We start from the raw sequence: 7,436 nt of genomic DNA, 5'->3' as shown, positions 1-7,436 counted from the left end.
ACCATAGAATCTCCCACAGAGTGGAGCCTGTGGGAGCGGGCTTGCCCCGCGATAGCGACAGATCAGATGTAAACAAACACCAGCACAAGCGCCGCCACCACTGCCCACTTCTCCAGGTAGTAACGGGTACGATTGCGCTTCTTCAGCGCCTTGCCGCGCTCACGGATCTTGTAGATGCGGGTGAACAGGCGGTTGATGCCGCCGGTCTTGTCGCCGGCATCGTTGGGCGCTGCTGCCGCCGCCATCACATTCTTGCTGAACCAGCGGTTGAACGCGGTGGCCCAGCGGTACTTGAGCGGGCGTTCGACATCACAGAAGAGGATGATGCGGTTGTGCTCGGTCTGGTTCGAGGCGTAGTGGATGTAGGTCTCATCGAAAATCACGCCCTCGCCATCGCGCCAGGCATAGTTTTCACCATCGACGCAGATGTAGCAGCCATCATCGTTGGGCGTGTCCAGGCCCAGGTGGTAGCGGTAGGAGCCGGCGTAGGGGTCGCGGTGGCGAACCAGCTTGGAGCCCGGCGGCAGGGTGGCGAACATCGCCGCCTTGACCGTGCCGATGCCTTGCAGCAGTTCGGTGGTGCGCGGGCACAGCTTCATGGCCGAGGGGTGACTTTCGCCGTACCACTTGAGGTAGAAGCGTTTCCAGCCGCTCTTGAAGAACGAGTTGAAACCGACGTCGTCGTAGTTCTGCGAACTCTTGATCTCGCCAACGTGCAGCAACTGCTGGGCCTCGGCGCGGATTTCCTGCCAGTTGTCCTGCAACGGCTTGAGCTCGGGGAAGGACTCGACCGGCAGGTAAGGCTTGGCCGGCAGCTTGGAGAACAGGTACAGGAACACGTTGACTGGGGCCAGGAAGCTTGAGTGATCACCCAACTGGCGGGTGACTTTGTGCCGCACCCGGCCACGGAAATGGACGTAGGCAATCGAGAAAACAAACAGTAGTACGAGGAAGATTTTCATGGACGAATACTTGTGAATGTGGCGATGCGCCATGGCATAAGCCCGCCAGCATAAACAATCGTGACTGGGGTTTGTACTAAATGTTACGGCCAAGGGGCTCGACCATAGTGCTAGGCGCCGAGGCTGGGCGTTAACGATTCAGCACCTGCGCTCTGGTTCAGGTAGCGCCCAAGGTCACCCGCAGCTTGTGCTTGCAGCAGGCCCAGGTGCACCTCGATACCGGCCTCTTCGAGCCGCTTGATGCCCGCGCCGGCATTGCGCGGGTCAGGGTCGAGCATGGCCACGAACACGCGCTGGATGCCGCGTTCGATCAAGGCGTTGGCGCAGGAGGGGGTGCGGCCATGAAAGGAGCAGGGCTCGAGTGTCACATAGGCGGTCACACCATCGGCATCACCGGAGAAGCGGGTCATGGCCATGGCTTCGGCATGAGGTTGCCCAGGTGCCTGGGTAAAGCCGCGTGCGATGATCTGGCCATTGCGCACCAGTACACAGCCTACCGGCGGGTTTGGCAGACAGGCGGGCAGGGCGCGGCGGCCTTCGCTCAAGGCCTGGTGCATGAACAGCTTATCGCTGGGTGAAAAACAATCCATTGTCGTTCAGCTCCTGGGAAGGTGATGGCGCGAAGGCGCGTACACAGCCTAATCCACCTGCCGCGTTTTTGCCGCCTCACTTGCGCGGGATTTTGCCGCCCGGCACATGCAGGTAAGACATCACGCTCTCGGTCAGTTCGGTGGCCAGCTTCACCGCCTCCTTATTGCGCGCCATCACGCCGGCGACAAGGCCTTCGATCAATGCCAGCACGGCAATGCTCGAACTGGTCAGCACCGGATGGTCGGCCGCGGCGAACAGCGTGTGGCGAGCAATGGGCGTCAGCGGCGAGGCCGGGGAGTCGGTAATCGCCAGCACCGCGGCGCCACGCTCATGGGCAAAACGCGCCAGTTGCAGTGTGTCTTGGGAGTAGCGCGGCAATGAGATGGCCAGCAGCACGTCCTGGTCGGTGATCGCCGCCAGGCGGTAGGCGGCGTTTTCGTTGCCGCCCTCCATGCTGATGGCGCAGGTGTCGGCGCAGAACGGCACCAGGGTCGAGGCCGCCAGCCCGGCCAGGTAGACGCTGTTGCCAAAGCCCAGCACATAGACCTTGCGGGCCTGGCTCAGGCTGCTGATGAACGCCTCGAAGGTTTCGCTCTGGTTGATGCTGCGGGTGGTGTCCAGGTTGCTGCTGGCGCTGTGGATCTGCTCGTGCAGGCCGAACTCGCCGCCGGGGCGCTGGGCCAGTTCGTTGCGCAGTTTGTCTACCGGCGAGACCATCTGTTGCAAGGTGCTCACCAGCTCCGCCTTCATGCCGCTGTAGCCGCCCAGGTCCAGGGCCTTGGCCAGGCGGTTGACCGCGGCGGGCGAGGTGGCGGTGGCCTGGGCCATTTCCTCGATGGTCAGGGTGGCCGCCTTGAGCGGGTGACGCAGAATGTAGTCGGCCACCTTGCGCAACGACGGTTGCAGTTCGGCGAGGCTTTGCGACAGCTTGCGCATGACCGGCGAGGCATAGACGGTGGTGTTCTTCGGCGTGCTCGACATCCGTTGCAAGGCTCCCTGAATGATGGCTCGCAGTGTATCCCATGCCTTGCCCCGGCGCGCAGCCGAGGCAAGGCACGGGTTTACTTGAGGCTACCGGCGAGAAACTGGCGCAGGCGCTCGGACTGCGGCCGGGCCAGCACTTCGCGCGGGTGGCCGCGTTCTTCGGCAATGCCCTGGTGCAGGAACAGCAGTTGGTTGGACACTTCCCGGGCAAAGCCCATTTCATGGGTCACCACCACCATGGTCCGGCCTTCGCTGGCCAGGTCCTGCATGACCTTGAGCACCTCGCCGACCAGCTCCGGGTCGAGCGCCGAGGTTGGCTCGTCGAACAGCATCACTTCCGGTTCCATGGCCAGGGCGCGGGCGATGGCCACCCGCTGCTGCTCGCCACCGGACATGTGCGCGGGATAGGCGTCGCGCCGATGGCTGACGCCGACCTTGTTCAGGTAGTGCTCGGCCTTGTCGCGGGCCTCTTTACGGTTGATGCCCAGCACCTGCACCGGGGCCTCCATGACGTTATCCAGGGCGCTCATGTGCGACCACAGGTTGAAGTGCTGAAAGACCATGCTCAGCCTTGCGCGCAGGCGTTGCAGCTGACGCGGGTCGGCGGCCCGGAGCCCGCCGCGGGGGCAATTGCGCAGCTTGAGCTGTTCGCCGTTGACCAGGATCTCTCCGGCGTTGGGTTGTTCGAGCAAGTTGATGCAACGCAAAAATGTGCTCTTGCCCGAGCCGCTGGAGCCGATGATGCTGATCACATCACCGGCCTGGGCTTGCAGCGAGACACCTTTGAGCACCTGATGGTTGCCGTAGCTTTTATGCAGGTCGTTGATTTGCAGTTTGTTCATCAGTCAGTACTCGGTGGTGTCAGTCGGTGAGCAGGCGGCCCTGGCGAATCGGTGTGTTGCCGGCGACCTTGGCCAGCCACAGGCCAGGCTGGGCAAAGCGCAGGCGCTCACGGGCATAGAGGACGCCGTCGGTGCTGGCCCTGACCACGCTGTGGCGATCGGTCAGCGGGTCGATCACTTCGAACAATGGGTCACCGACCGTCACTCGCGCGCCCAATGGCTGCAGGTAGCTGACCACCCCAGGGTGCTCGGCATAGGCGTACTGGGCGCCGGCAAAGGGCGTGGCCGCGCAGCATTGGTCTGGCGCTGGCGGCCAGTCGCCGCTGATCAGGCCCTGCTCGGCGAGGTAGCCAAGAATCTGCTCGGCGCTGGCCTGGCAGGGTTCACGCTCGGTGTCGGCCATGCCGCGCAGTTCGACTGTGGTGGCCACGCAGGCCAGGGGAATGTCGGCCTCGGGGAAGTACTCACGCAGGCGCAGCCAGGGCACCGCGCAGGCTTCGTCGAAGGCGTCGCCGCCGGCATCTTCGGCCAGCAGCACGGCTTCGGCGCCCAGGCGCGCTGCCAGCGAGCGCAGGCTTGGCCAGTTCTGCGGCAGGGCGTATAGGAGCATCACCGACTCGAAATCACAGTGCAGGTCCAGCACCAGGTCGGCGTCGCAGGCGCTCTGCAGCAACAGGCGGCGCAGGCCGTCGAGCTCGCTGCGCGCTGCGGGCAGCTCGGCGAGGGTGGCGGCCATGGCCTGGCGAATCGTCGCCACGTTGGCGGCGCCATCACTGCCCAGGCGTCCCTCCAGGCGCGCGACCAAGGCTTCGGTCAAAGGCGGGAAGTCGCGGTTGAAGTTCTTGCCACTGTTGAACTCGAAGCGGCCCTGGTGGGTGGCCTGGAACATCTGGCCGATGCCGATCGGGTTGGCCAGCGGCACCAGCTCGATCACCCCGTTGAGTCGGCCCTGGGCTTCGAGCTCGCCCAGGCGCCGTTTGAGTTCGATCGCCACCCGCATGCCGGGCAGTTCATCGGCGTGCAGCGAAGCCTGGATATAGGCCTTGCGCGCACCTTTGCCGAAGCGGAACAGACGCAGGGTGCGCTGGGTGCCACAGGCGCTCCAGGGCAGAACATGGTCAATTTGCTGCATGAAAGCTCCTTAGTGCTTGCGCGGGGCGAGGTAGGCCAGCCAGCGGCGCTCGGCCAGCTTGAACAGGCGCACCAGCATGAAGGTCAGGGCCAGGTAGATCAGCCCGGCAGTAATGAAGGCCTCGAAGGGCAGGTAGTAACGGGCATTGAAGGTTTTCGCAGCGCCAGTGATATCCACCAGGGTGACGATCGAGGCAAGGCTTGTGGTCTGCAGCATCATCAGCACTTCGTTGCTGTACTGCGGCAGGGCCCGGCGCAGGGCCGAGGGCAGAAGGATGCGCCGGTACAGCGTCAGGCGCGACATGCCCATGGCCCGCGCAGCCTCGACCTCGCCACGGGCGGTGGCCCGCAGGCTGCCGGCCAGCAACTCGGCGCTGTAGGCGCTGGTATTGATGGCAAAGGCCAGGCAGGTACAGAAGGTCGCGCTGGACAGGTAGGGCCACAGCACGCTCTGGCGTACGGCTTCGAACTGGGCCAGGCCGTAGTAGATCAGGAACAGCTGCACCAGCATCGGCGTGCCGCGAATCACATAGGTGTAGAGCCAGGCCGGGTAGCGCAGCAGGCAACTGCGCGCGACCCGCATCAGCGCCAGCGGAATCGCCAGCGTCAGGCCGCAGGCCAGGGAGATCAACAGCACTTTCAAGGTCAGCAAAATGCCGTTGAGGTACAGCGGCAGGTTCTGCCAGATCAACTGATAGTCGAGCATCAGGCAACTCCTTTCACAGTTCGGCGGCTTTGCAGCCGACCGAGTAGCGTTTCTCGACGCCGCGCAACAGCAGTAGCGACAGGCTGGTCAGCAGCAGGTACAGGCCGGCCACGGCAAGAAAGAAGGTGAACGGCTGATGGGTGGCATCGGCCGCGTTCTTGGCCTTGAACATCATGTCTTGCAGGCCGATGACCGAGATCAGCGCGGTGGACTTGGTCAGCACCAGCCAGTTGTTGGTAAAGCCCGGCAGTGCCAGGCGCACCATCTGCGGCACGCTGATGCGCCAGAACACTTGCAGGGCGCTCATGCCGTAGGCCATGCCGGCTTCAGCCTGGCCCTTGGGGATGGCCAGAAACGCGCCACGGAAAGTCTCCGACAGGTAGGCGCCGAAGATGAAGCCCATGGTGCAGACCCCGGCAATGAACGGGTTGATGTCGATGTATTGCTGGTAACCCAGGGCCAGCGCCAGGCGGTTGACCAGGTCCTGGCCGCCATAAAAGATCAGCAGGATCAGCACCAGGTCGGGAATGCCACGCACCACCGTGGTGTACAGCTCGCCCAGGCGTGCCAGCCAGGTAAGTGGCGACAACCGGCAGGCGGCGCCGATCAGGCCGAGGCTGATGGCCAGTGCCATGGCCAGCAAGGCCAGGTTGATGGTCAGCCAGGCGCCATCGAGAATGCTCGATCCGTAGCCATGAAGCATGATGAAAGTCCTCGCCAGCCAGGTTTACTGGCCGTAGATATCGAACGGAAAGTACTTGCCTTGCACCTGTTGGTAGGTGCCGTTGGCGCGGATCGCGGCGATGGCGGCGTTGAGCCTGGCCAGGTTGGCACTGTCGCCCTTGCGCACGGCAATCCCGGCGCCGCGGCCGAAGTACTGCGGGTCGCTGATATCCGGGCCGGCCAGGGCAAAGCCTTGCCCGGCCGGGGTCTTGATGAAGCTTTCGGTGGTGTTGACGATGTCGGCCAGGGTTGCGTCCAGGCGCCCGGCGACAAGGTCGAGGAAGGCTTCGTTCTGCGAGGCGTAGCGCACCACTTCGACGCCGGCCGGTTCCAGTTTTTCGGTAGCGAAGCGGTCGTAGGTCGAGGCGCGCTGTACGCCGACCCGCTTGCGCTTGAGGTCGGTGACCGGGTCATTGAGCTGGCTGCCGGCCTTCATCGCGAACTTGCCGGGGGTGTGGTAGTACTTGTCGCTGAAGTCGACCGACTTCAGCCTGTCCTCGGTGATCGACATCGACGACAGCACCGCGTCGATCTTGCGCACCTTCAGCGACGGAATCATGCCATCGAACTCCTGGATCACCCACTGGCACTTGACCTGCATCTGCGCGCACAGGGCGTTGCCGATGTCGTAGTCAAAGCCTGCCAGCTCACCTTGCGGCGTACGGTAGGAGAAAGGCGGGTAGGCGGCCTCGATGCCAATGCGCAGGCTGTCCTGCTCGGCCTGGGCCATTGCGCTGCAAGCGCTGATTGTCAGGGCGCCTAAAAGAAGTCCGGTCTTGTTCATATTCTTGACTCCGATGGGTGGGGTGCGCATAGAAATGACACGATTTATTTCATAAATCAATTTAATGAAAATAAAAATATCAAAACGGCGACTGACGGCACCTTCCTGTAGGCGCTAGACTCGGCCAATCGACCCAAGGAGCGTGTGGCATGGACCCAGTAACTGGCGAAACCGCTGAGCCGTTCAAGCGGCTGTTCTTCGCCCTCGACTGCGTGCCAGAGCAACGCCGGGCCATTGCCCGCTGGCGCAGCGAACTGGCGCTGGGCACAGGCAGGCCGGTGCCGTCGGCGAATTTTCATTTGACCCTGGTGTTTGTCGGGGCGGTGCCGACGGTGCAGTTGCCGGCGATTGTGGCAGCCGCTGCGGCAGTGAAGGTGGCGGGTGAGCCGCTGACGCTGATGCTCGACCGACTCGAGGCGTGGCGCTCGGCCAAGGCCCTGGTGCTGGTGCCCAGCCAGACGCCCGTGGCGTTGCGCCAGCTGGTTTATGGGTTGCAGCAGGCAATGCTGGCGCTGGGTTTTACCCAGGAGTCACGGGACTACCGCGCGCACCTGACCCTGGCCCGTGACCACCAGGGCGGTGAGCCTGAAGCCCTGGTGCCGGCAGCGTTCGCGCTGCGTGCGCGGCACTTCACCCTGTTCGAATCGCGCAAGGGGCAGTACTGGCCGTTGGCGCAGTGGCCGTTATAGGTGCGCGTCATCGCGGGGCAAGCC

Annotated in this window: 9 protein-coding genes; 1 reads left to right on the top strand and 8 read right to left on the bottom strand. The window is 63.7% G+C overall.

Translation table 11 applies throughout. From position 1 onward, the window contains the following. Positions 1-62 precede the first annotated feature (62 nt). The 8 genes from lpxO to M5G17_RS27285 form a co-directional block, all read right to left on the bottom strand. Complete coding sequence (gene lpxO / locus M5G17_RS27320; protein WP_273895963.1) at positions 63-962, bottom strand: lipid A hydroxylase LpxO; 900 nt, start codon at positions 960-962, stop codon at positions 63-65. Between the two features lie 110 nt (positions 963-1,072). Next, positions 1,073-1,552 (bottom strand): bifunctional diaminohydroxyphosphoribosylaminopyrimidine deaminase/5-amino-6-(5-phosphoribosylamino)uracil reductase RibD, encoded by a 480-nt coding sequence (ribD, locus tag M5G17_RS27315; RefSeq protein ID WP_273895962.1) that lies wholly within the window; start codon positions 1,550-1,552, stop codon positions 1,073-1,075. 76 nt (positions 1,553-1,628) lie between these two features. Continuing rightward, positions 1,629-2,534 carry a MurR/RpiR family transcriptional regulator gene (locus tag M5G17_RS27310; protein ID WP_273895961.1) on the bottom strand — a complete coding sequence of 302 codons (906 nt, stop codon included), beginning with the start codon at positions 2,532-2,534 and terminating at the stop codon, positions 1,629-1,631. A gap of 80 nt (positions 2,535-2,614) precedes the next feature. Then, on the bottom strand, positions 2,615-3,379 hold the full coding sequence (locus M5G17_RS27305) for an ABC transporter ATP-binding protein (protein WP_273895959.1): 765 nt from the start codon (positions 3,377-3,379) through the stop codon (positions 2,615-2,617). Between the two features lie 19 nt (positions 3,380-3,398). Then, positions 3,399-4,511 (bottom strand): succinylglutamate desuccinylase/aspartoacylase family protein, encoded by a 1,113-nt coding sequence (locus M5G17_RS27300; protein WP_273895957.1) that lies wholly within the window; start codon positions 4,509-4,511, stop codon positions 3,399-3,401. Between the two features lie 9 nt (positions 4,512-4,520). Then, a complete protein-coding gene (locus M5G17_RS27295; protein WP_420793413.1) occupies positions 4,521-5,216 on the bottom strand; it encodes an ABC transporter permease in 696 nt (231 codons plus the stop codon). A gap of 13 nt (positions 5,217-5,229) precedes the next feature. Next, a complete protein-coding gene (locus M5G17_RS27290; RefSeq protein ID WP_130264183.1) occupies positions 5,230-5,919 on the bottom strand; it encodes an ABC transporter permease in 690 nt (229 codons plus the stop codon). A 24-nt stretch (positions 5,920-5,943) separates the two neighbouring features. Continuing rightward, a complete protein-coding gene (locus M5G17_RS27285; RefSeq protein ID WP_273895956.1) occupies positions 5,944-6,723 on the bottom strand; it encodes an ABC transporter substrate-binding protein in 780 nt (259 codons plus the stop codon). A 149-nt stretch (positions 6,724-6,872) separates the two neighbouring features. Between M5G17_RS27285 and thpR the strand changes: the two genes are divergently transcribed. After that, on the top strand, positions 6,873-7,412 hold the full coding sequence (gene thpR, locus M5G17_RS27280; RefSeq protein ID WP_273895955.1) for an RNA 2',3'-cyclic phosphodiesterase: 540 nt from the start codon (positions 6,873-6,875) through the stop codon (positions 7,410-7,412). Positions 7,413-7,436 lie beyond the last annotated feature (24 nt).

This window comes from Pseudomonas rubra (assembly GCF_028656935.1).
GTDB lineage: Bacteria > Pseudomonadota > Gammaproteobacteria > Pseudomonadales > Pseudomonadaceae > Aquipseudomonas > Aquipseudomonas rubra.
This window is presented reverse-complemented; position numbering and strand designations above follow the sequence as displayed.

What these genes read in the sequence shown, in the direction of transcription:
- M5G17_RS27285 (WP_273895956.1), bottom strand. Translation starts at nt 6,723, where the DNA reads ATGAACAAGACCGGACTTCTTTTAGGCGCCCTGACAATCAGCGCTTGC.
- M5G17_RS27295 (WP_420793413.1), bottom strand. Translation starts at nt 5,216, where the DNA reads ATGCTCGACTATCAGTTGATCTGGCAGAACCTGCCGCTGTACCTCAAC.
- ribD (WP_273895962.1), bottom strand. Translation starts at nt 1,552, where the DNA reads ATGGATTGTTTTTCACCCAGCGATAAGCTGTTCATGCACCAGGCCTTG.
- M5G17_RS27290 (WP_130264183.1), bottom strand. Translation starts at nt 5,919, where the DNA reads ATGCTTCATGGCTACGGATCGAGCATTCTCGATGGCGCCTGGCTGACC.
- M5G17_RS27305 (WP_273895959.1), bottom strand. Translation starts at nt 3,379, where the DNA reads ATGAACAAACTGCAAATCAACGACCTGCATAAAAGCTACGGCAACCAT.
- lpxO (WP_273895963.1), bottom strand. Translation starts at nt 962, where the DNA reads ATGAAAATCTTCCTCGTACTACTGTTTGTTTTCTCGATTGCCTACGTC.
- M5G17_RS27300 (WP_273895957.1), bottom strand. Translation starts at nt 4,511, where the DNA reads ATGCAGCAAATTGACCATGTTCTGCCCTGGAGCGCCTGTGGCACCCAG.
- thpR (WP_273895955.1), top strand. Translation starts at nt 6,873, where the DNA reads ATGGACCCAGTAACTGGCGAAACCGCTGAGCCGTTCAAGCGGCTGTTC.
- M5G17_RS27310 (WP_273895961.1), bottom strand. Translation starts at nt 2,534, where the DNA reads ATGTCGAGCACGCCGAAGAACACCACCGTCTATGCCTCGCCGGTCATG.